This window comes from Planomonospora parontospora, from assembly GCA_014647935.1.
Taxonomy (GTDB): Bacteria; Actinomycetota; Actinomycetes; order Streptosporangiales; family Streptosporangiaceae; genus Planomonospora; species Planomonospora parontospora.
In genome coordinates, this window is record BMQD01000001.1 from 480,011 (window position 1) to 500,817 (window position 20,807).

15 protein-coding genes are annotated in these 20,807 nt (G+C 74.4%); 7 read left to right on the forward strand and 8 right to left on the reverse strand.

From position 1 onward, the window contains the following. Window positions 1-84 precede the first annotated feature (84 nt). Genes IEZ07_RS02200 through IEZ07_RS02210 form a run of 3 tightly spaced genes read left to right on the forward strand, consistent with a single transcriptional unit; the run spans window position 85 to window position 2,100 of the window. Window positions 85-492, forward strand: coding sequence for a TraR/DksA family transcriptional regulator (locus tag IEZ07_RS02200; protein WP_068894446.1), 408 nt, complete (start codon window positions 85-87; stop codon window positions 490-492). Then, window positions 456-1,178 (forward strand): signal peptidase II, encoded by a 723-nt coding sequence (locus IEZ07_RS02205; RefSeq protein WP_239319315.1) that lies wholly within the window; start codon window positions 456-458, stop codon window positions 1,176-1,178. The genes IEZ07_RS02200 and IEZ07_RS02205 overlap by 37 nt, the downstream gene beginning before the upstream one ends. Continuing rightward, window positions 1,171-2,100, forward strand: a complete 930-nt coding sequence (locus IEZ07_RS02210; RefSeq protein ID WP_068894146.1) for an RluA family pseudouridine synthase — start codon at window positions 1,171-1,173, stop codon at window positions 2,098-2,100. Before IEZ07_RS02205 ends, IEZ07_RS02210 begins: the two co-directional genes overlap by 8 nt. Here the strand turns inward: IEZ07_RS02210 and IEZ07_RS02215 are convergent. Both IEZ07_RS02215 and IEZ07_RS02220 read right to left on the reverse strand, forming a co-directional pair. After that, window positions 2,084-3,778: a serine/threonine-protein kinase gene (locus IEZ07_RS02215; RefSeq protein ID WP_191893213.1), complete on the reverse strand. Its 1,695-nt coding sequence runs from the start codon at window positions 3,776-3,778 to the stop codon at window positions 2,084-2,086. The genes IEZ07_RS02210 and IEZ07_RS02215 overlap by 17 nt on opposite strands. 93 nt (window positions 3,779-3,871) lie before the next feature. After that, window positions 3,872-6,100: an MMPL family transporter gene (locus IEZ07_RS02220; protein ID WP_191893214.1), complete on the reverse strand. Its 2,229-nt coding sequence runs from the start codon at window positions 6,098-6,100 to the stop codon at window positions 3,872-3,874. Between the two features lie 119 nt (window positions 6,101-6,219). Here IEZ07_RS02220 and IEZ07_RS02225 point away from each other — a divergent pair, with 119 nt between their 5' ends. Together IEZ07_RS02225 and IEZ07_RS02230 are read left to right on the forward strand one after the other, a co-directional pair. Beyond that, the gene (locus IEZ07_RS02225; RefSeq protein ID WP_191893215.1) at window positions 6,220-6,906 is read left to right on the forward strand and encodes a response regulator transcription factor; all 687 of its coding nucleotides are present in this window, start codon (window positions 6,220-6,222) and stop codon (window positions 6,904-6,906) included. Window positions 6,907-7,034: 128 nt separating this feature from the next. Further along, window positions 7,035-8,171 (forward strand): sensor histidine kinase, encoded by a 1,137-nt coding sequence (locus IEZ07_RS02230; RefSeq protein ID WP_191893216.1) that lies wholly within the window; start codon window positions 7,035-7,037, stop codon window positions 8,169-8,171. 84 nt (window positions 8,172-8,255) lie between these two features. On the opposite strand, the gene IEZ07_RS02235 is transcribed toward IEZ07_RS02230, so the two are convergent. From IEZ07_RS02235 to IEZ07_RS02255, 5 genes are all read right to left on the reverse strand, one after another. Then, entirely contained in the window at window positions 8,256-8,567 is a 312-nt protein-coding gene (locus IEZ07_RS02235) for an AzlD domain-containing protein (RefSeq protein ID WP_068894141.1), read from the reverse strand. A 67-nt stretch (window positions 8,568-8,634) separates the two neighbouring features. Continuing rightward, the gene (locus IEZ07_RS02240; RefSeq protein WP_191893217.1) at window positions 8,635-9,315 is read right to left on the reverse strand and encodes an AzlC family ABC transporter permease; all 681 of its coding nucleotides are present in this window, start codon (window positions 9,313-9,315) and stop codon (window positions 8,635-8,637) included. A 21-nt stretch (window positions 9,316-9,336) separates the two neighbouring features. Then, window positions 9,337-10,137 carry an AraC family transcriptional regulator gene (locus IEZ07_RS02245; protein WP_084007977.1) on the reverse strand — a complete coding sequence of 267 codons (801 nt, stop codon included), beginning with the start codon at window positions 10,135-10,137 and terminating at the stop codon, window positions 9,337-9,339. Between the two features lie 149 nt (window positions 10,138-10,286). Beyond that, complete coding sequence (locus IEZ07_RS02250) at window positions 10,287-12,377, reverse strand: serine/threonine-protein kinase (RefSeq protein WP_191893218.1); 2,091 nt, start codon at window positions 12,375-12,377, stop codon at window positions 10,287-10,289. A gap of 50 nt (window positions 12,378-12,427) precedes the next feature. Beyond that, on the reverse strand, window positions 12,428-14,791 hold the full coding sequence (locus IEZ07_RS02255; protein WP_204054219.1) for a serine/threonine-protein kinase: 2,364 nt from the start codon (window positions 14,789-14,791) through the stop codon (window positions 12,428-12,430). 359 nt (window positions 14,792-15,150) lie between these two features. Here IEZ07_RS02255 and IEZ07_RS36240 point away from each other — a divergent pair, with 359 nt between their 5' ends. Then, window positions 15,151-16,218 (forward strand): chorismate mutase, encoded by a 1,068-nt coding sequence (locus IEZ07_RS36240; protein WP_191893220.1) that lies wholly within the window; start codon window positions 15,151-15,153, stop codon window positions 16,216-16,218. A 43-nt stretch (window positions 16,219-16,261) separates the two neighbouring features. Then, window positions 16,262-19,783 carry a DNA polymerase III subunit alpha gene (dnaE, locus tag IEZ07_RS02265; protein ID WP_191893221.1) on the forward strand — a complete coding sequence of 1,174 codons (3,522 nt, stop codon included), beginning with the start codon at window positions 16,262-16,264 and terminating at the stop codon, window positions 19,781-19,783. Window positions 19,784-19,792: 9 nt separating this feature from the next. Here dnaE and IEZ07_RS02270 read toward each other — a convergent pair whose 3' ends face one another. Further along, complete coding sequence (locus IEZ07_RS02270) at window positions 19,793-20,737, reverse strand: GlxA family transcriptional regulator (RefSeq protein ID WP_191893222.1); 945 nt, start codon at window positions 20,735-20,737, stop codon at window positions 19,793-19,795. Window positions 20,738-20,807 lie beyond the last annotated feature (70 nt).

A 20,807-nucleotide genomic window follows, 5' to 3' on the forward strand; every position in this document is an offset into this window, starting at 1 on the left:
GTTATGAGCGACCTAAGCTGCCCGCACCGTCTTACCGCATCGGTAGGGGTCCGACCGAGTGAGGAGGCCGACATGGCCACGACCATTCGCGCAGACGAGAGCGCGGTAGCGCCGTCCCGGAACGGCCTTGCCGCGCCGTGGACCGAGGAGGAGCTCGCGGAGGTCCGCGGGCGGCTGGCCGCCGAGATCGAGGAGCTGACCCTGGAGATCGCCCGGGCGGAGTCGGAGATCGCGTCGAGCGACGTCACGGACGGCGCGGGCGACGACCAGGCCGACGCCGGAGCCAGGACGTATGCACGGGAACGCGAGATCGCCCTTACCCTGAATTCGCGCGACCTGGTCGCGCAGAACGAGCGAGCGATCGCCCGGATCGACGCGGGGACCTACGGAGTGTGCGAATCGTGCCACCAGCCGATCGGAAAGGAGCGCCTGCAGGCGTTTCCGAGGGCGACGCTGTGCGTGGCCTGCAAGCAGCGGGAGGAGCGCCGCTGACCGAGGGCGGCGCCCCGGGCGGCTCCGGCGGCGGCACCGACGGCACCGGTGACACCGGCGCCGCGGGCGGCAGGACGGAAGGGGCCGCCGGCGGCACGGCGGACGGTGAGACGGAAGGGGCCGCCGGCGCGGACGGGCCGGTCCCCCCTCCCGGACGGCGGCGCATCGCCGTGCTCGCGACGATCGCACCGATCGTCTACCTCCTCGACCTGGTCACCAAGACGGTCGTGCTGAAGACCCTGGAGGGCCGGGATCCGCTCGTGCTGGTCCCGGACCTCCTCCAGTTCCGGGTGATCTTCAACTCCGGCGCCGCCTTCAGCATCGGGACCGGCATGACGATCGTCTTCACGTTCGTCGCGGCCGCGGTGGTGATCGCCATCCTGCGCACCGCGCGGCACCTGCGCAGCCTGCCCTGGGCGGTCACGCTCGGCCTGCTGCTCGGCGGGGCGCTCGGCAACCTGACCGACCGCGTCTTCCGCTGGCCGTCGGGCTTCGGCAGGGAGGCCCCGTTCCAGGGATACGTCGTCGACTTCGTCGAGACCTTCCCCGGGCACTTCCCCGTCTGGAACATCGCCGACGCGGGGATCGTCTGCGGCGGCATCCTCGCGGTCTTCCTCGCCTGGCGGGGCTACCAGATCGACGGAACGCGCGACACCGGTCAGAAGGAGCAGAACGACAATGGCTGACCAGCGGAGTCTCCCGATCCCCAACGGCCTGGAGGGCGAGCGCCTCGACGCGGCCCTGTCCCGGCTGTTCGGCCTCTCCCGCACCCGTGCGGCGGAGCTGATCGCCTCCGGCGACGTGCTGGTGGACGGCTCCACCGCCGCCAAGTCCGACCGGGTCCAGGGCGGGGAGTGGCTGGACGTGACGCTGCCGCCGCCGCCCGCCGCGCCGATGCCGGTCGCCGAGCCCATCCCCGGCATGGCGATCCTCCACGAGGACGACGACATCATCGTCGTCAACAAGCCCGTCGGCGTGGCCGCCCATCCGACCACGGGCTGGACCGGGCCGACCGTCATCGGCGGCCTGCTGGGCAGCGGGCACCAGGTGGCCACCAGCGGCGCCGCCGAGCGCCAGGGCATCGTGCACCGCCTGGACGCCAACACCACCGGCGCGATGGTCGTGGCCAAGAGCGAGCACGCCTACTCCCACCTGAAGCGGGCCTTCAAGGAGCGCACCGTCGACAAGCTCTACCACGCGCTGGTCCAGGGGCACCTCGACCCGCTGCGGGGCACCGTCGACGCGCCGATCGACCGCCACCCCTTCGGGGACGGCCGGTTCGCGGTCGTGGCGGGCGGCAAGGAGTCGGTCACGCACTACGACACGGTCGAGGCCTTCCGCGCCGCGTCGCTGCTGAGCATCAAGCTGGAGACCGGCCGGACGCACCAGATCCGGGTCCACATGTCGGCGCTGCGCCACCCGTGCGTCGGCGACATGCTGTACGGCGCGGACCCCACGCTGGCCGCGAGGCTGGGCGTGACCCGCCAGTGGCTGCACGCGGTCTCGCTGAGCTTCGAGCACCCGTCGACGGGCGAGTGGGTCGGTTTCACCGCGGAGTACCCCGCCGACCTGGCGCACTCGCTCAAGGTCGTCAGCGGCGACTCCTAGGCTTCCCGGCCTTCCTGGCCTTGACGGCCCTGCCCGGGGCGTTGGCGCTCATGGCGTTCGGCCCGTTCCCGGGGTCGACCTGGCCGGGCGGGTCCGCGCCGCCGTCCCGCCCGTCGCCGTTCTCCCGGCCCTCGCCGTCGTCCCGGCCGGGCGGGTCCGCGCCGCGGTCCTGCCCGTTGCCGTTGCCGTTGCCGTTGCCGTTGTTCCGGCCGTTCCCGTCGTCCCGGCCCTTCTCGGACGGCTTCTCCGCCGTACCCTGCCCGTTCCCGGAGTCCCCCGAGGGCTTCTGCGAGGGCTTCTGCGACGGCTTCTGGGACGACTCCTCCCGCGGTGCTCCGCGCTCCTGGGCGGGGGCGCCCGTCGGGCGGGCGGCGGGCCGCGAACCGCCGGACCCGGTCGGGCGGGAGTCGGTCCCCACCGTGTCGGTGGCGGGCGGCGCGGTACGCCCCTTCGCCGGGACGCTGGCCTGCACGGTCGGGTTCGCCGGACCCGCCGGGCGCGCCCCTCCCGCCGAGCCCTGAGCGGTGACCCACGCCATCCCCCCGGCGGACAGGGCGACCGCGAGCACGGACGCGGCGACCCCGGCCATGACCGGACGGCGCCGGGAGGCGGGGGCGGCCGCGGGGGGCGGTGCCTGCCCGGTGGGCGATCCGGCCTGCGGCGGGGCGGGCGGCGTCTCCGCCGGCCCGGCCCCCACCGGCAGGGGTTCCGCGGCGGGCCCGGCGTACGCTGCCGAGCCCGCGAGCAGTGCCGCCGGAACCGCGGCGGGGGCCGCCGGGCCGGGACCGGTCTCCGGCTCTCCGGCCGCGGGACCGCGGCCGCGGGCCGTCAGGTCGATCGGCATGGTGGGGTCGGGCGCGGTCCCGTCCACGATCCCCCGGAGGGAGGCGCACGCCTCCTGGGCGGACATGCGCAGCCGCGGGTCCTTCCGGAGCAGGCCGGAGATCACCGGTCCCAGCGCCCCGGCGTACCGGAGCGGCGGCGGCGGCTCGTGCATGACCGCCGCGAGCGTGGCCAGGGGATGGGCGCGCTGGAAGGGGGAGCGCCCCTCGACCGCCATGTACAGCGTCACGCCGAGCGACCACAGGTCGGAGGCGAACTCGGCGGGGCCGCCGCCCGCCCGCTCCGGCGCGATGAAGGCCGGGGTGCCGATGAGCGCCCCGGTCCTGGTCACGGAGGAGTCGCCCTCCAGCATCGCGATGCCGAAGTCGGTCAGCACCGCCCGGCCGTCGGCGGCGAGCAGCACGTTGTCCGGTTTGACGTCGCGGTGCAGCACGCCCACCCGGTGCGCGGCGACCAGCGCGCCGAGCACCTCCAGCCCGATCCTCGCCACCCGGGCGGGCGGCAGCGGCCCGTCCTCCCTGATCACGGCGCCGAGCGTGCGGGAGTCCACCAGCTGCATCACGATCCAGGGACGGCCCCGCTCCTCGACCACGTCGTAGACCGTCGCGACGCACGGATGGCCGATCCGGCCGGCCGCACGCGCCTCCCGGAGCGTGCGGACGGTGAAGACCTCACGCTCGGGCCCCGTCAGGTCGGGCGAGGGGATGACTTCCTTGACGGCCACGTTCCGGCCGAGCACCTCGTCCCGGGCGCGCCAGACCGTGCCCATGCCCCCCCGGCCGATGTGTTCCAGCAGCCGATACCGGTCAGCGATGAGCTCCTGAGAATCGGACATGGGGCTCGGACTACCCCGGATCGAAGGGGGTAATCGGGACGTTTCGCGTGGTCCGATGCGAAGGACCCCCTCCGGAGGAGGTCATGGCCCCGTTCACGGGCCGTGCGGCGCATCCGCCCGAAGCGGTGAGGGCTCCACCCGCAGCAGCCGGGCGGCCCAGCCGGGCAGCCACCAGTTCCAGGGACCCATCATCGCGACCGCGGCAGGGACGAGGACGCCCCGGATGAGGGTCGCGTCCAGCAGGACGCCCAGGGCCAGGCCGCTGGCGAACACCTTCACGTCCAGCTCGGGCGTCATGGCCAGGGCGGCGAAGGAGACGAACAGGATCAGCGCGGCCGAGGTGACCAGGCGGCCGGTCCTGCCGACGCCCTCGACCACCGCGTGGGCGGTGTCTCCCGACCTGTCGTACTCCTCCCGCATCCTGGCCAGGATGAACACCTCGTAGTCCATGCTGAGGCCGTACAGGAAGGCGAAGATCGTCAGGGGGACGAACTCGCCGATGGAGCCGGTCGGCTGGATGCCGAGCAGTTCGCGCGTGCCCCAGCCGGACTGCCAGAGCAGGACCATCGCGCCGATCACCGCGCCCAGTGAGAGCAGGTTGAGCACGATCGCCTTGAGCGGCAGCAGCAGGGAGCGGAACGCCCGGGCCAGCATCACGAACGTGGCCAGCGCGATCAGGGCGAGCATCCACGGGAAGGCCCCGTAGGCGTGCTCCCGGAAGTCCATGCTCTGCGCCGCGCCGCCGCCCACCCGGACGGTCCCCGGTACGGCCCGGCGGACCCGGGCGACGGTCTCCTGACCCGCGTCGCTCCCGCTTTCCGCGACCGGGAGCACGGTGACGACCGCCGTACCGCCCCGCCGCCAGGACGGGTTCCGGGGGGCGAGCACGGCGGAGACGCCCTCGACGGCCCTGATCCGCTCGACCGCCCGCGCGGGGTCGCCGGTGACCAGCACATCGAACGGGGTGAGGGAACCGGCGGGGACGCCGGCCCGCCGGAGCGCGGCCAGCCCCTCGTGACCGGGTCCCGAGGTGCGCAGGTCGGCGCTCTCGGGCAGGCCGAGGTCGACGCCGAACGCGGTCACGGTCAGCGCGACCAGCAGGCCGCCGGAGACCAGGGCGGCCGGCACGCGCAGCCGCACCACCCCGCGCGCCCAGGCCGACCAGGCGCGCCCGGCCCGCGCCTCCCGGTGGTACGGCGTGCCCGCCGTACCGGATCCACCCGTCGTGCCGGGTGCGCCCGTCGTGCCGGGCGGGGCCGCCGGGAGGGCGTCACCGGGCCGGGCGGGCCCGTGCTCCGGCCGCCGCCCGGCCAGGGCGAGCAGGACCGGGAGCACGGTCAGCGTGACGGCCACGCTGACCGCCGCGATGACCATCCCGGCCAGCCCGAGGCTGCGCAGGAACGGCACCGGCAGGACGACCATGGTCACCAGGCCGATCGCGACCGCCGCGCCGCTGAACAGCACCGCGCGCCCGGCGCCGCGCATCGCCCGGTGCACGGCCTCGTCGCCGCGGTGGCCGCGCGCCTGCTCCTCCCGCCACCGGGCCACCAGCAGCAGCGAGTAGTCGATCGCGATGCCCAGGCCCAGCAGCGGCATGGTGGTGAGCGCCACGTCGTGCACCGTCGTCACCAGCGTCAGCAGCAGGATCACGATGAACGAGACGGAGACCGCCAGCACCGAGATCAGCAGCGGTACGAGCGCCAGGGCGGAGCGGAAGACGGCGAACAGCACGACCACGGCGGCGACCGCACCGATGCCGATCTTGGCGGGGACGTCCACGCCGCCGGCGTCCACGCTCGGCGCGAGGGCGTCCAGCCCGGTGACGTGGACGGTGCTGCCCTCCGGCAGGACCGGGGCCATGGCCGCGATGATCACCGGGCTCTCGTCGGGCGTCTCGCCCAGGCCGCCGCCCGGCGGGCTGCCGTCGGAGTAGGTGCCGGGGAAGACCAGCCCGAAGGTGGTGCGGCCGTCCGCGCCGACGAGCCGGGCGTCGCCGGTGTCGGCGTAGGAGACCACGCGGGCCTCGGGCAGTTCCGCCGCGACGGCCGCGAACGCCCTGCCGATCACCTCCCTGTGCTCCTCCGCCCGCATGCCGCCGGGCAGGACCACGACCGGGACGAACGGCCGCTGGTAACCGCCGTTGCCGTAGAGGCGGACGATCTCCTGGTTGGCGTCGAAGGCGGACATCCCGGGGTGGGCGTACTCCTCGGACAGGCGCTGGATCGCGAAGGGGGTGGCGGCCAGGCCCGCCAGGAACGCGCACACGGCCAGCAGCGTCACCAGCCGCCTGCGCCGCAGGACGAATGCCGAGAGTCTCTCCATGGCCCCAGTGCAGCAGGATGATCTTCAACGGCCGTGCGGCCGTTCTGGGAGGGTTCTGCGAATCCGGTCTCACAGAGTTCTCGCAGAACTTCTGAAGATCGATCGGGGAGACTGGCGGGGTGAGCCGGATACTGGTCGTGGACGATGAGCCCTATCTCGCCGATCTCGTGGCGACCGCCCTGCGCTACGAGGGGTTCGAGACGGAGACGGCGGGGACGGGCGCGGCGGCGGTGTCGCTGGCGGAGTCCTTCCGCCCCGACCTGGTCGTGCTGGACGTGATGCTGCCCGACGTGCCCGGCACCGAGGTGTGCCGGCGGATCCGGGCGGCCGGGTCGGAGGTCCCCGTGGTGTTCCTCACCGCGCGCGACGCCACCGAGGACAAGATCGGCGGGCTGGCCGCGGGCGGGGACGACTACGTCACCAAGCCGTTCAGCCTGGAGGAGCTGATCGCCCGGATCCGGGCGGTGCTGCGGCGGACGCATCGCGCCGGGCCGGAGACCGGCCGCCTGGCCTTCGCCGGCCTGGTCATCGACGAGGACGCCTACGAGGTCCGGCGGGACGACCGGCGCATCGACCTCACCCCCACCGAGTTCAAGCTGCTGCGCTTCCTGACCGCGAACGCGGGCCGGCTGGTGTCCAAGCGGCAGATCCTCGACCACGTGTGGGAGTACGACTTCGGCGGCAACGACGGCGTCGTGCAGACGTACATCAGCTACCTGCGCCGCAAGGTCGACTCCTGCGGGCCGCCCCTCATCCACACCGTGCCCCGCGTGGGTTACGTCCTGCGGCTGCCCCGGGAGGACTGATGCCCTCCCGCCCCGACTGTGCCGGGCGTGCAGGCCGCCCCGACCGCGCCGATCGCCCCGACCGTGCCGGACGTGCAGGCCCGCGTTCCCGTCCGGCGGCGTCCCGGTCGGTGCCCGTGTCCCTGCCCGTGTCCCTGCCTGTGTCCCTGCGAGCCCGGCTGGTCGTGACGGTCGCCGGCCTGGTCGCCCTGGCCCTCGGCCTGGTCGCAGGGGCCGTCTTCGGGGCGCTGCAGGACTGGCGCGGGCACCACGGCGCCCGGCTGCTCGCCCTGGACACCCCGGAGGCGCTGCTCGCGGCCTCCGACGAGCTGACCGAGCGCGTCGCCCGCGTCCTGGCCGTCTCGTCGGCGGTGGCCCTGGCCGGCCTGACCCTGCTCGCCGCGCACCTGGTCCGACGGGGCCTGCGCCCGCTGGACCGGATCGTGGAGGCGGCGGCGGACGTCGGCGCGGGCGACCTCGACCGCCGGATCGAGACGGGCCCGGCGGGGAGCGAGGTGGGCCGTCTCGGCCACGCGCTCAACGCGATGCTCGGGCAGCTCGAACGGGCGTTCCGGCAGCGCGAGGAGTCGCAGGAACGGCTGCGCCGCTTCGTCGCGGACGCCTCCCACGAACTGCGCACGCCCGTCGCCACCATCCGGGGGTACGCCGAGCTGTTCCGGCGCGGCGCCGCCTCCCGGCCGGAGGACCTGGCCAAGGCGATGAGCAGGATCGAGGCGGAGGCGACCCGGATGGGCGCGCTGGTGGACGAGATGCTGCTGCTCGCGCGCCTGGACCAGGCGCGGCCGCTGGAGCGCGCCCCGGTCGAGCTGACCTCCCTGGTGGCCGACGCGGTGGCCGACACCCTCGCCATCGAGCCGGACCGGCCGCTGCGGGCCGAGCATCCCGGGCCGGTCGAGGTGCCCGGCGACGCCGCCAGGATCCGCCAGGCGGTGGGCAACCTGCTGGCCAACGTGCTCGCCCACACCCCGCCGGGCACCCCGGCCGTCGTCCGGGTGCGCCGGGACGGCGGCGAGGCGGTCATCGAGGTCGCCGATGAGGGGCCGGGACTGACCGAGGAGCAGCGGGCGCTCGTCTTCGAGCGCTTCTACCGCGTCGAACACACTCGCGGCGCCGACCACGTCCGCGGCGGGGACCGACGCCGGGGCGGGGCCGGGCTCGGGCTGGCGATCGTGGCCGCGGTCGCCGCCGCCCACGGCGGCCGCGCCGAGGCGGACTCCGGCCCCGGCAAGGGCGCGGTCTTCCGGATGGCGCTGCCCTCCGGCTGATCCGTCCGCCGCCTCCGAGCCGCCGTACGGTCCCGGCCGCCGGCCTGCCGGGAGGCGGACCGGAGCGGTGACCGGGACCGGCCGTCACAGCCCCGCGTGGCGGAGGAGGGCCGTGACGGCCGCCGCCGCGACCAGCACCACCAGGAACGGCGCGCGCAGCAGCAGCGCGACCACGGCCGCACCCAGCCCGGCCGTGCGCGGCCAGTCGAGGTCCAGCGCCCGGCCGGCGGTGAAGGTCTGCACCGCGATGAGCGCGGACAGCAGCGCCACCGGGACCAGCGCGGCGAAGCGCTGCACGCCGGGGTGGTCGAGCACCCGGCGCGGCGCCGAGAGCCCGGCCAGCTTCAGCGCGTAGCAGCCCAGGCAGACGGCCGCCACCGCCTGCCACACGCTCATCGGGGCCTCCCGCCACCGGACCGCGGGGAACCCTCTCCGCCGGGACGGCGGGACGGGGGGACGGGGATCATCTCGGCCTCCTCAGCAGTACGGCGAGCACGGCCGCGGCGGCCAGCAGCACGGGCACGCCGGCGGGGGTGAACGGGGTGGCGGCCAGCGCGACGGCCGCGCCGCCCGCCGCGATCATCCGGAGCTCGCGGGCCTCGGGGCCGGAACCGGTCAGCCGGGGCCAGAGGATCGCCAGGAACGTCGCCGGGCCCACCACGTCCAGCCCGAACACCGCCGGGTCGGCCACCCGCGAGGTGCCCAGCGCGCCGAGCAGGGTGGTGGCGTTCCAGGTCAGGTAGAGGCTGCCGAACGTGACGAGGAACCCGGTCCGGGCCGACTCCGCGTCCGGCTGGGCCAGGGCCACCGCGGTCGTCTCGTCGATCACTCCGTGGGCCAGCGGGAGACGGCGCCAGCCGCGGGCGCCGAGCAGGCCGGACAGGCGCAGGCCGTACAGGCCGTTGCGGACGCCGAGCAGCAGCGCGCCCACCGCGCCCGCGGCCAGGCTCCCGCCGCCCGCGACGACTCCGGCCAGGGCGAACTGCGAGGCGCCGGTGAAGGCGAACAGGCTCAGCACGCACGCCTGGGCCACGCTCAGCCCGGCGGTGACGGCGGCGGCGCCGAACGCCACCCCGGAGAGCCCGACCGCGATTCCCACGCCCAGCCCGTCCCGGATCACCGGGGAACGAGTGGTTGTCTCCATGCACGTGAGGTTATGTGCGGCTCAGCGATGGTTCTTGTACGTTCCTGCACGCTGGTAGGCGCCCGGCGGCACGCCCACGATCCGCTTGAAGTGCCGGTTCAGGTGGGCCTGGTCGGTGAACCCGACCTCGGCGGCGACCCGCGCGGCGGGTGCGCCGGAGTCGAGCAGGGCGCGCGCCCGCCGTACCCGGAGCGTGTTCAGGTACGTGTGCGGGGGCAGGCCGGTGGCCGCCTTGAAGGCCCGGAGCAGCGCGAACGGCCGCGCCTCCACGGCCCGGGCCAGGTCCTCCAGGGTCGGCGGGTCGACGAGGCGCTCGTGCAGGATCTCCCGGGCCAGCCGTACCGCGCGGTCGCCCGCGGGCAGGGGAGGCCGCGGCGGACGGCGGGCGGCGTGGTCGCGGACCAGCGCGCCGAAGGCGGTGCGGGCCAGGGTGGAGGAGGCCAGGTCGTCGCCGAGCTCGGCGGCCCGGTGGGCGGCGCGCAGCAGGGCGGCGGCGTGCGCGCCGGGGGTCCCCGGCGCGCCGGGGACGACGGCCTCGGGGAAGTACGGCGTGCCCCGCCCGGCCAGCAGCTCCGCCGCGACGGCGGCGATCACCTCCACCGACGGGTAGAGCATCCGGTAGGTCCAGCCGCCCGGCACGCCCGCGTGGCCGTCGTGCACCTGCTCCGGATCGACCAGGACCAGGGAACCGGCCCCGGCGCGGTGCCGGGCGCCCCGGTAGTCGAACTCCTCGACCCCGGACAGGATCACGCCGATCGCGTACTGCTCGTGCACGTGCCGGGTGAACCGGTGCGTGACGTAGCGGGCCTTGAGCAGGTCCACCCCGGGCAGCGCCGGGCTCCGCCAGAAGCGCGCCGCCTCCGCGGGGGCCGTTCCGGGAACGGCTTCCGCCGGACCCGCGGAGGCCGCCGGTTCCGCCGGAACGGGACCGACCGGATTCGCGGAGGCGGGCACCGCCGGGTCCGCCGGGGTCACGGCTGGAACGTCTCGGTGAACCGGTCGAAGTACGTCCGGTCCCACCGCGCCTCCGGGCTCTCCCAGTAGATCGCGTACGGCGTGCCGTCCACGGTGCGGAACCCCCGGTCCACGACCCGGGTCGGCACGCCCTTGCTGGTGTAGGTGAACTCCCAGTCGGCGGCGGCCATGCCCCGGTAGTTGAGCGGGCTGATGGCGATCCGCCGGTAGCCCGGCCGGATCTTCCTGATGACCTTCTCGACCTTCTCCCAGTGCCTGACCGGATCGAGCTCGGGGTCGTCGGTCGACTCGATCCACAGGAAGCTCGCCGCCCCCGGCGCCCGGAACTCCACCCGGTCGCGGTCGGTGGCGCGGACGGCGGTCCAGTGCTTGGGGATCGCGATGCTGAAGCCCATCTCCGGGTCCTCGTACAGCCGCCAGCCCTTCGGCAGCCGCGCGGAGGGGGTGGGAGTCGCCGTGGGCCGGTCGGTCGGCTCGTCGGGCGGTGCGGTGGCCGGTGCGGTGGCCCCGCCGGACTCCGCGGGGCGGCCCGTGGGCCGGGTCGCCGCCGCCGGGGCCCGGCCGTCCTGGAAGACCAGCCAGCCGCCCACGCCGAGGACCACCGCGAGCACCGGCACGCCCACCAGGAGCGCGATCCGCCCGGCCGCGGGCCGCACGGGGGGTACGGGGGGCACGAGGTCCTCATCGAGTCCCCGGCGTCCCCGGCGGCCGGGTCCGCCGGAACGCGTGGGCTGGGCCCGGTAGGCGGGCCCGCCGGGGTGCCCGGGATGGGGGCGGTCCACCGGACCGCCCGGATAGCCCGGATGCCCGGCCTCCGCCGGGTCGCCGGGATGGACCGGCAGGCGTCCGGGGTGCACCGGTCCGTCCCCGTACGGCGCGGGCCCGTGGTGGACCGCCGGTCCGCCGGGGTGCGGCTGCTGCCCCGGACCGGCCGGGTGAGCGGACGCGGGCGTGCCGTACACGGTGTCCGGCGGCGAACCGTACGCCGTGCGGCCGCGGGGGTCCGGGACCGCGCCGTACGCCGCATGGCCGTGGGCGGCCTCCGGCGGAGCGCCGCCGTACGCGGGCGCGGGCGGCGCGCCGTACGGTGCCGCCGTCTCGGCGCGCGTGGGCCGGGCCGAGCCGGAAGGACGCCCGGCGGCCGCACCGGACCGCGACGGGCGCTTGCCGCGCGGCGGGCGCGCCTGCGGCGCGGGAGCGGGCGGAGCCGCCAGGGAGGCGGGGTAGGGCGGCTCCACGGAGGGCGGTGGAGGCGGGGGCGCGCCGTCGGGCACGGTGCGGCCGGCGGCGGCGAGGGTGAGCAGGGCCTCGACCTCGTCGGCGCCCATGCGGGCGGCCGGTTCCTTGGCCAGCAGTCCCAGGACGGCCGAGGCCAGGGGGCCGGTGCAGGTCAGGGGCGGCGGCTCGCCGGCCAGGACGGCCATCATGGTCGCGGCGGGCGTGTCCTTGTGGAAGGGCGGGCGGCCCTCCAGTGCCGCGTACAGCGTGGCGCCGAGCGACCACAGGTCCGACTCCGGCGTGGCGGGCAGGCCGTGCAGCCGCTCCGGCGGCAGGAAGGCGGGGGTGCCGACCATCCCTCCGGTCCGGGTGATCCCCGGCTCGTGGGAGGTCGAGGCGATGCCGAAGTCGGTCAGCACCACCCGGCCGTCGTGGGCCAGCAGGACGTTCTCCGGCTTGACGTCGCGGTGCAGCACGCCGGCGGCGTGCGCGGCCCGCAGCGCGCCCAGCACGCTCAGCCCGACGGCGGCCACCCGGTCCGGGGGGAGCGGCCCCCGCTCGCGGACGGTCTCACCCAGCGAGCGCGAGCGCACCAGCTGCATGACGATCCAGGGCCGCCCGCCCTCCTCGACCACGTCGTGCACGATGATCACGGACGGGTGGTCGAGCCGGCCGGCGGTCTTGGCCTCCCGGACGGTCCGCTGGTTCAGGTCGGCCCGCGCCTTCTCGTCGACTCCGCGGTAGCGGACCTCCTTGACCGCGACGACCCGGTCGAGAAGCTCGTCGTGGGCGCGCCAGACGACGCCCATCCCGCCTTCACCGATGGGTTCGAGCAGGTGGTACCGGCCCGCGACCCTCCGTTCGGTCATGTCCTCGACTCCCTCCCCGGCTCACGAATCGTAGCCGGTCGGGCGGGACTTCACTTTTTCGACGAGAAGGTCGCGGCGAAGCCCTCGAACAGCTTCAGGTTCTTCTTCCACTTGGAGGCGGGGGTGTGCCAGTAGATCGCGTACCCCCGGCCGCCCTTGGTGATGAACCCCCGGTTGAGCACCCGGACCTTGCCGTAGCCCGGTTCCCAGGTGAACTCCCAGTCGGCGGCGTCCTCCATGTAGTCGACCTTCTCGATCCGGATGCGCTTGTAGCCGGGGAAGCCGCCGCGGGCCTGGGGCTCGTAGACGTCCCAGTCCCTCTTGGAGTCGGGGCCCGGGCTGTCGGTGTAGTCGATCATGAGGTAGCTCCTCCGGTCGTCGGGGCCGCGGAACCGCACCTGGGTCCCCTGCCGCCGCTCGACCTTCCAGCCCTTGGGCAGGCCGATCGAGAACCCGAAGGGGTCCTTGTGCGTGCGCCAGCCGGAGGGGAGCTTCGACTTGTCCTTCTTGTCCTTGTCCTCGGTCTTCTTCTTCTCACTCTCCGACGGGGAGGGCGTGGGAGAGGACGGGTCCGGCGAGGAGCCCCCGCCGCCGGGTTCTCCGGACTCGCCGGATCCGCCGGGCTCCGTGGGGCTCCCGGCGGGCGCGGACGCGCTCGGCCGGCTCTGCCCGGCCGTGCCGGCCTCGCCGCCGTCGCCGCTGTTCATGCCGATCCAGACGCCCACGCCGCCCACGAGGACCAGGGCGCCCACCACGATGGGCAGGGCGCGCCGGACCCCGGGCGGGGCGGTGAGACCGGCGCCCCCGGCGAACACGGCGGTTCCCAGCCGGGTCCGCTCCTGGTCGGCGGGGCCCGGCACGGGCCCGCCCCGCCGTACCGGTGCGGGCTGGGTCCTCGGCGCGGGCGCGGGAGCGGGTACGGCCGGCGGCTCGGCGGGCTCTTCGGGGACCAGGCTCCTGACGTACTTCCTGATGTCCGGGGACGGGGACGGGGCGGAGGACGAGGAGGGGGAGGCGGCGGACGGGATGCCGGAGGCCGCCGGATCCTCCTCGGCGGCACCGCCGGACGGGGGCACGCCGCCGGAGGAGGCCGCGGAGGTCCCGCTCACGGACGGGGAGGCGTCACCGGCGGGCGGCGCGGCCTCTCCGCCGGAGGGCGCGGCCCCGTCGGCGGACGGCGGCGGCGAGACCTGCCCGGTCTGCGGGATCACGGCCGCGCCGCTCTCCGGCGCGGCGGCCGCCTCCCGGCGCGCGACCGGCGCGCCGTGCTCGGCGGAGGCGCTCCTGCCGTCGTTCCGGGACGCCTCCCCCCGCGGGGAGGGGGCGTCCGGCCGGTCCCCGCCGGACGGCGGGACGACGGGCCTCTCCCGCTCGGGCGGGGTCACGGGCTTCTCGCGGGCGGGCGGCACGGCCGGGCCCCCGGCGGACCGGGCGGGCGGGGGCGGCGTCGCGGGCTTGCGGGGCGCCGGGGCCCCGTAGGGCTTGCGGCGCTCGGCGGCCGCGGGCGGGCCGTCCCCGGCGGGCGCGGCGCCGGCCGGGGCGGACGGGGAGGAGCCCGGGCGGATCATCCACGAGGGCTGCGTGGGGGAACGGCCCTCGGTGACCTTCCGCAGCATGGCGGAGGCCTCGGCGTAGGTGAGCCGCTGGACGGGCTCCTTGCGGAGCAGCCCCTCCAGCACCGGCAGCAGCGGACCGGCGTTGCGCGCCGGGTCGGGCGGGTCGGTCATGACCGAGTGCATGGTGGCCAGCGGCATCTTGCGGTCGTGCGGGGACCTGCCCTCCACCGCCGCGTACAGCGTCGCGCCGAGCGACCACAGGTCGGACTCCCGGCGGGCCGGCAGGCCGCGCAGCCGCTCCGGCGCGATGAACGCGGGAGTGCCCGCCACGCCGGTCATGGTCAGCGTGCTCTCCGAGTCCAGCTTGGCGATGCCGAAGTCGGTGAGCACGACCCTGCCGTTCTGGGCGAGCAGGACGTTCTCCGGCTTGACGTCGCGGTGCAGCACCCCGGCGTCGTGCGCGCTCTGCAGCGCCCCCAGCAGGGCCAGCCCGATCTCGGCGACCTGCCGGGGAGGCAGCGGCCCGTCCTCGCGGAGCACCTGGCCCAGCGAACGCGACTGCACGAGCTGCATGACGATCCAGGGCTGCTCGTTCTCCTCGATCACGTCGTAGACCACCACGACGTTCGGATGGGTCAGCCGGGCCGCCGCGCGGGCCTCCCGCAGCAGGCGCTGGTTGAGCGTCTGGACGTCCTCACCGAGGGCGGCGGAGTAGCGGACCTCCTTGATGGCGACGGTCCGGTCGAGGAGCTCGTCGTGAGCCTTCCAGACCGTGCCCATCCCGCCCCGCCCGATGGGCTCCAGGAGATGGTAGCGGCCGGCGACGCGTCGCCCTTCCTGATTCCCCTCCGACTGCATCACCCGCGTTGACCTCCCTCACAGTGGAGAAGATCCTCCCATAAACAGGGATCCGCCCCGACCCTCCGAGCGGCTGTAGTGCCCTACCTGCCGGGAGTGCCCGGCCGCCCTGCGACTTGTCCACCATCTGAGACCGTCGTCCCGTCCCGTGGCGAATCGGGTGCAGGTGGCCTAGACTCGGCGGTATGAACCGCTGTTCCGCGTTTATCAGGCCGGCTCCGGAGAGCCGGTCGCCCGACGCGTGACCCAGCGACCCTCCTGAGCCGGCGCAGGCAGAGACGACCCGTCTCTGCCTTTTTTGTTTCTTGCACCTCGCCGGTTCGCGGGACGCGCGCCGGCTTGAGCATCTGGGAGCCGAGATGTCGTTGACCGTACAGCCGACCGAGCGGGCGGAGCGCGGAGCCGTGCGCCTGGGGAGCCTCACGCTGGGCGCCGGCCCGGCCGTGGTGATCGGCGGGCCCGGCGCGGACGCGCGCTGGATCGACCTGCGCGAGCGCCGGGGGAGGCCTGCCGGCGGCACCGCCGCCGACGCCCTGGCCGAGGTCCGCGCCTGCTGGGCCGGGCCGGTCCTGGTGGAGCCGTCCTCCGCCGACGACCTGGCGCGGATCGCCGCCGAGGCCGACGGCGTCGTGGTCGGGGCGGCCTGGACGCGTGACCTCCGGCTGGTCAGGGCGGTCTCCCGGCTCGGCCTGCCGGTGGTCGTCCAGCGCGGCCCGGCCACCTCCCTGGAGGAGTGGCTGGCCGTCGCCGACTACTGCGCCGCCGACGCCGGCGACCGGGTCGTGCTCTGCGAGGGCGGCGGGCGCGGGCGGGCGGGCTCGCCGGCGGCCCCGCCCGACCTGGCCCTGATGCGGGGGGCCCGGGAGCGGTCCGGCCGCCCGGTCCTGGCGGGACTGGGCGACGACCCGGCGCTGGCCGCCGCCGCGGTCGCGGCCGGGGCCGACGGGCTGCTGCTCTCCCCCGACCCGTCGCGGCGGACCACCGCCGCCGCCCAGGAGGCGGTGCGGATCGTCGGCGCGCTGACCCGCAGGGAGGAGCCGGGCTCCGTGCCGGCCGCCCGCGGCGCCATCGACCGCGTCGACGCGGCCCTGGCGGTGCTGCTGGAGCGCCGCGCCGAACTCGCCGGGACGGTCCAGCGGCTCAAGCCGGTCGGCGGGTTCGCCGGGCGCGACCTGGAGCGTGAGCGCCGCCTGGTCGCGGAGATGGCCCGGCGGGCCCCCTCCCTGGGCGAGGCGCGCCTGGCACCCATCATGAACGCCGTCATCGAGGCGGGGCTGCACCTGGCCGAGGAGCGCCGCGCCGGGGAGTCCCGCGGCGGGGCGGTCCCGCCGGCGGGAGAGCGGGTCGCGGACGGCCTCCGGGGGCGGGCGCCGGGTGCCGGCGAGGGGCGCGCGGGGAGCGCCCCGGGGCCGGGCGAACGCGCGTAAGCTTCCCTTCGCCGACGCGGGACAAGGGGAGAGGCGGGGCCGCATGTCAGACTCGTTCGTGCACCTGCATGTTCACACGGAGTACTCCATGCTCGATGGAGCCGCCCGTCTGAAGCAGATGTTCAAGCAGGTGGGCGACCTGGGCATGCCCGCCATCGCGATCACCGACCACGGCAACATGCACGGCGCGTACGACTTCTACAAGCAGGCCACCGGGGCCGGGATCAAGCCGATCATCGGCATCGAGGCCTACGTCGCCCCCGCGTCCCGGCACCAGAAGAAGCCGGTGCTGTGGGGCGAGCCGCACCAGAAGAAGGACGACGTGTCGGCGGGTGGCTACTACACCCACATGACGATCTGGGCGCGCAACGAGCGCGGCCTGAAGAACCTCATGAAGCTCAGCTCCCGCGCCTACACCGAGGGCTTCGTCCGCAAGTGGGCCCGGATGGACGCGGAGATCCTCGCCGAGCACGCCGAGGGCCTGATGGCCACGACCGGCTGCCCGTCGGGCGAGGTGCAGACCCGCCTGCGCCTGGGCCAGTACGACGAGGCCGTGGCGGCCGCCGCGAAGTACCAGGAGCTCTTCGGCAGGGAGAACTACTTCCTGGAGATCATGGACCACGGCCTCGAGATCGAGCGCCGGGTCCGCGACGGGCTCACCCGCATCTCCAAGGAACTGGGCATCCCGCCGCTGGTCACCAACGACTCGCACTACACCTACGAGTCGGACGCGGCCTCCCACGACGCGCTGCTGTGCATCCAGACCGGCAAGCAGCTGTCCGACCCCGACCGGTTCCGCTTCGACGGCAGCGGCTACTACATCAAGACCGCCGACGAGATGCGCGCCGTCGACTCCTCCGACCTGTGGGCCGAGGGCTGCCGCAACACGCTGCTGGTGGCCGAGAAGGTCGAGCCGGAGGGCATGTTCGGGTTCAAGAACCTGATGCCGACCTTCCCGATCCCGGACGGCATGACGGAGGAGGAGTTCTTCCGCCAGGAGGTCTGGGAGGGCATGAAGCGCCGCTTCCCCGGCGGCGTGGACGAGGAGCACCGGGCCTGGGTCGAGAAGGAGCTCGCCGTCATCGTCCAGATGGGGTTCCCGTCCTACTTCCTCGTGGTCGCCGACTTCATCATGTGGGCCAAGCGCAACGGCATCCGGGTGGGGCCGGGCCGAGGCTCGGCGGCGGGCTCCCTGGTCGCCTACGCCCTGGGCATCACCGACCTCGACCCGATCCCGCACGGCCTGATCTTCGAGCGCTTCCTCAACCCCGAGCGCGTCTCCATGCCCGACGTCGACATCGACTTCGACGAGCGCCGCCGCGGCGACGTGATCCGCTACGTGACGGAGAAGTGGGGCGCCGACAAGGTCGCCATGATCGCCACCTTCGGCACCATCAAGGCGAAGGCGGCCATCAAGGACGCGGCCCGCGTCCTGGGATACCCGTACGCGCTGGGCGACAAGGTCTCCAAGGCGTTCCCGCCGGCGGTGATGGGCAAGGACATCCCGCTCTCGGGCATCTTCGACAAGGACCACCCCCGCTTCAACGAGGCCGGCGAGCTGCGCAAGCTGTACGACGAGGACGTCGACGTCAAGGCGGCCATCGACCTCGGCAAGGGCCTGGAGGGCCTGATCCGGCAGACCGGCGTGCACGCCGCCGGCGTCATCATGTCGTCGGAGGTGCTGACCGACTACATCCCGATCATGCGCCGCGACTCCGACGGCGCGATCATCACGCAGTTCGACTACCCGACCTGCGAGACGCTCGGCCTGCTGAAGATGGACTTCCTGGGCCTGCGCAACCTGACGATCATCGACGACTGCCTGAAGGCCATCGAGGCCAACACCGGCACCATGATCGAGCTGCTGGACCTGCCCCTGGACGACGTCAAGACCTACGAGCTGCTGTCGCGGGGCGACACGCTCGGCATCTTCCAGCTGGACGGCGGCGGCATGCGCTCGCTGCTGCGCCTGATGCGCCCCGACAACTTCGAGGACATCTCCGCGGCGCTCGCGCTCTACCGGCCCGGCCCGATGGGAGCCAACTCCCACACCAACTACGCGATGCGCAAGAACGGCCAGCAGGAGATCACCCCGATCCATCCCGAGCTGGAGGAGCCGCTCAGGGAGATCCTCGACACGACCCACGGCCTGATCGTCTATCAGGAGCAGGTCATGGCGATCGCGCAGAAGGTCGCCAACTACTCCCTCGGCGGCGCCGACCTGCTCCGCCGCGCGATGGGCAAGAAGAAGAAGTCCGAACTGGACAAGCAGTTCGAGTTCTTCGAGAAGGGCATGAAGGACAACGGCTTCTCCGCCGCGGCCATCAAGGCCCTGTGGGACATCCTGCTGCCGTTCTCCGACTACGCCTTCAACAAGGCCCACACCGCCGGCTACGGCCTGGTCTCCTACTGGACCGCCTACCTCAAGGCCAACTACCCGGCCGAGTACATGGCCGCGCTGCTGACCTCGGTCAAGGACGACAAGGACAAGTCGGCGCTCTACCTCAACGAGTGCCGCCGCATGGGCATCAAGGTGCTCCCGCCGGACGTCAACGACTCCGACTTCGACTTCACCCCGCGCGGCACCGACGTCCGCTTCGGCCTGTCGGCGATCCGCAACGTCGGCGGCAACGTGGTGGACGGGATCATCTCCGCGCGCAGGGAGAAGGGGCGCTTCACCGACTTCAAGGACTTCCTACGCAAGGTCCCGGCGATCGTCTGCAACAAGCGGGTGATCGAGTCGCTGATCAAGGCCGGTGCGTTCGACTCCTTCGGCCACGTCCGCAAGGGCCTGGTGATGGTCCACGAGCAGGCCGTGGACGCGATCATCGACATCAAGAAGAACGAGGCGATCGGCCAGGACTCGCTGTTCGGCGCGGTCGACGGGGCCGAGGACCAGACCTTCGACGTGCAGATCCCGCCGGGGGAGTGGGACAAGACCACCCTGCTGGCGTTCGAGCGGGAGATGCTCGGCCTGTACGTCTCCGACCACCCGCTCTTCGGCGTCGAGCACATCCTCTCCGCCGGAGCCGACTGCTCGGTCGCCGCGCTCCAGGACGACGGCCGCCCCGACGGCCAGATCGTGACGGTCGGCGGCATCCTCTCCGGCGTCCAGCGCAAGGTCACCAAGAAGGGCGACACCTGGGTCCTGACCATGCTGGAGGACCTGGAGGGCGCCATCGAGGTGATGATCTTCCCGTCGGCCTACCAGCTCTGCTCGACGATCCTGGCCGAGGACGCCATCGTCTTCGTCAAGGGCCGCCTGGACAAGCGCGAGGACGTCGGGAAGATCATCGCGATGGAGGTGACCGCGCCCGACCTGACCACCGAGGCGGGCGGGCCGCTGCTGGTGAGCATGCCGCTGAACCGCTGCACGCCCCCGGTGGTCGGCCGCCTCAAGGAGGTCCTGACCACCCACCCCGGCACCACCGAGGTCCGCCTGCAGATCCACAACGGCCCGCGGACCACCGTGATGCGCCTGGACGACCGCCTGCGCGTCTCGCCGTCCCCGGCCCTGATGGGCGACCTCAAGCAGCTGCTGGGCCCGGCCTGCCTGGGAGCGTGAGCCCCCCGCTCAGGGGCCCGTACGGCGGAAGCCCGCGCGGTAGGCGGTCGGGGTGAGCCCCACCCGGCCGACCAGGTGCTTGCGCAGGGAGTCGGCGCTGCCCAGCCCGCTCTCCCAGGCGACCCGGTCCATCGGCAGGCTGGTGGTCTCCAGCAGTTCGCGGGCCCGGTCGATCCGCTGGTGCAGCAGCCACTGCAGCGGGCTGAGCCCGGTCTCGGCGTGGAAGCGGCGGGTCAGGGTCCGCACGCTGGTGCCGGCGTGCCCGGCCAGGTCCTTCAGGGTCAGCGGGCGGTCCAGCCGGGCCAGCGCCCACGCCCTCGTCGAGGCCAGCGAGACCCCGCGCTCCGGGGGCAGCGGCGTCTCGATGAACTGGGCCTGGCCGCCGGGCCGTACCGGAGAGACGACCGCGGCCCTGGCCGCGGCGTTGGCGGCGGCCGCGCCGTAGTCGAGCCGGACGAGGTGCAGGCACAGGTCGATGGCGGCGGCCGCGCCGGCCGAGGTCAGCACCCGGCCGTCGTCGACGTAGAGCACGTCGGGCCGGACGTCGACCGCCGGATGGCGGGCGGCCAGTTCGGCGGCCAGACCCCAGTGGGTGGTGGCGCGGCGGCCGTCGAGCAGGCCCGCCTGCGCCAGCACGAAGGCGCCGGTGCACAGCGAGGCGATCCGCGTCCCGGCGGCGGCCGCCTCCCGGAGCGCCTCCAGCACCCGGGGGCGCGCCGGTTCGCCCCCGCTGCCGACCGCCATCACGGTGTCGGCCTCGCGCACCGCCTCCAGGCCGTCGGGGACGAACAGGTCGGGGCCGCCGACCGTGGCCGTCCTGCCCGGTTCGGCCGCGCACGCCCGGACCGCGTAGCCGGGGGAGCCGCCGGACTCGACGCCGTCGAAGACCATGTACGGGATGGAGACGTCGAAGCTCATGACGGGCGGGACGACGACGAGCACGACACGATGCATTGGCCGGATCCTCCGGATCATTGGCATTCGGGCCACTGCCCGGATCTTAGCCCCGGCGGCACGCTGTGAC